Source organism: Monashia sp. HAY1-5C, assembly GCF_056755255.1.
In genome coordinates this window covers 1-2,323 of sequence record NZ_JBPGXG010000246.1, presented here as the reverse complement: position 1 = coordinate 2,323, position 2,323 = coordinate 1, and the positions used below count along the sequence as shown (strand labels likewise).

Genomic DNA, 2,323 nt, shown 5'->3' with positions numbered 1-2,323 from the left:
CCGTCAACGAGTCGTCCTACACGGCGGCAGAGACGGTGGGCGGCACGTACACCTGGGACGGCACGCAGTACCAGTACAACTGGAAGACCGACAAGACGCAGGCCGGTAGCTACTGGCGAGTGGGTGTGACCCTCGACGACGGCCAGACCTACTACGTCAACATCGGCCTCCGCTGAGGGGCGGGAGACAAACGGACGCGGGTGCCCGGAAAGGGCACCCGCGTCCTCCCGTTCAGGACCGGCCGCAACGGGCGACTCGATTGCCTTTACACCTCCGGGCCACTCCCCTTTGTCCGATTAGTTCCTTATATTCCGTATGACGTCTTCACCCCATTTACTACAATTTCCAAATGGGTCGGAAAGAATCACGATCAATCATTCTCAATAAGGCAACGGACCCATAAATCACTCTCTAGGGTGACGAGGGCCGGCACTGCGGGGGCACTGGTCGGCATGCCATCAAGGGGAGGAGTAGGGGTCCATGCGATTCCGAACAATCGGCGCTGCCATTGCAGCGGCCACCACACTCGTCGCTGCCGCCGGAGGAGTCGCTCTCGCGGACGACATCGCCAACCAGCTCGACACCTCGATCGACGCGACAGCCGAGATCATGAGCCTCAACGTCGGGGGTGCGCCCAAGAGCACCACAATGGTCGTGAGCCCCACGAACGACGACGACGGCAAGAACGGCTGCAACCTCACCGGACAGACGGTGCTTCAGGTCTCGGTCGTGTCCGACGCGCCCACCGTGGCCACCGTCTCACCCAGCTCACTGACGTTCGCGAGCTGCGGTGACGTCAAGACCGTCACGGTCACTCCGCTGACCGCCGGTGATGCCACGATCTCGCTCCAGGAGACGTTCAACGACTCCCAGGGCACCTTCAACCTGGCGCCAGCCACCTTCTTCGCGCGCGTGACCGGGTCGAGCAACTCGGCACCGTCGGTCGACGTCACGGGCGTGAGCCCGGGTGCCTCGTACGCCAAGGGCGCGGTGCCCGCAGCGACGTGCGTCGTCGCCGACGCGGAGGACGGCCCGTCCAGCTTCCCGGCCACGCTGTCGGCCGTGACGGGGCCCTACGCGTCGGACGGCATCGGGTCCCAGACCGCGAGCTGCTCCTACACCGACGCCGGCGGTCTCACGGCCTCGGGCTCGGCGACCTACTCGATCGAGGACGTCTCGGCGCCCGTGATCACCTACACGCTGAACCCGACCGCCCCGGACGGGCTGGCCGGCTGGTACCGAAGCGACGTGACGCTGACGTGGAACGTGTCCGAGGACGAGTCGCCCGGCTCCCTGGTGAAGACCGGGTGTGTCGACCAGACCATCGCGAGCGACCAGGTCGCGACGACCTATGCGTGCTCGGCCACGAGCGCCGGTGGGTCGACGGGTCCGGTGGTCACGGACGGCATCAAGCGTGACGCGACCGCCCCCACCGTGACGTACGGCTCCGCCTCGGGCACGGCAGGGGCCAACGGCTGGTACGTCAGCCCCGTCACAGCGACGTTCGACGTGTCGGACGCGACGTCCGGCGTCGACGCCTCGCAGCTCACGGCGTCCTCGGTCGGCGAGGGGTCTGCCGTCGTCGTCGACAGCCCAACCGTCACGGACCACGCCGGCAACACCACGCCCACGGGTGCGGCGTCCGGCACGTTCAAGATCGACCTGACGGACCCGACAGCCACGTTCGACTCGACCTTCGACACTGCGTACTACTACGGCCAAGTGCCGGCCCAGCCGACCTGCACCGTCGCGGACGCCGTCTCGGGGCCGGACACGTGCGTCGTGACCGGCTACTCGACCGCCGTCGGCCCGCACACGCTCGTCGCGACGGGCGCCGACAAGGCCGGCCGGACGTCGACCGCCACGATGCCGTACGAGGTGAAGGCCTGGACGCTCAAGGGCTTCTACCAGCCGGTCGACATGGGCACCATCGTCAACACAGTCAAGGCCGGCTCGACTGTCCCACTCAAGTTCGAGGTCTTCGCCGGCAACACCGAGCTGACGAGCACCTCCACGGTCAAGTCGTTCTCGGTCAAGGGAGTCGCCTGCAACAGCGGCACCGCGGATGACGTCGAGCTCGTCACGACCGGTGGCACCAGCCTGCGCTACGACGCGACGGCGGGCCAGTTCATCCAGAACTGGCAGACGCCGAAGACGGCGGGCGCGTGCTACCAGGTGACGATGACGACGCAGGACGGCAGCAGCCTCAGCGCCAACTTCAAGCTCAAGTGACCTCATCACTTCGCTGAGGGGCGGGAGACGGACGCGGGTGGCCCTGTGGGGCCACTGTCTCTTATACACATCTGACGCTGCCGACGACGGA

At 66.8% G+C, this 2,323-nt stretch carries 2 protein-coding genes; both read left to right on the top strand.

Features of this window, described 5'->3' with window-relative positions; genetic code table 11:
- On the top strand, positions 1-176 hold a 176-nt coding region (locus tag ACR9ZK_RS21340), incomplete at its 5' end, for a PxKF domain-containing protein (RefSeq protein ID WP_481343971.1).
- Positions 177-480: 304 nt separating this feature from the next.
- The gene (locus ACR9ZK_RS21335) at positions 481-2,232 is read left to right on the top strand and encodes a PxKF domain-containing protein (protein WP_481343970.1); all 1,752 of its coding nucleotides are present in this window, start codon (positions 481-483) and stop codon (positions 2,230-2,232) included.
- Positions 2,233-2,323 lie beyond the last annotated feature (91 nt).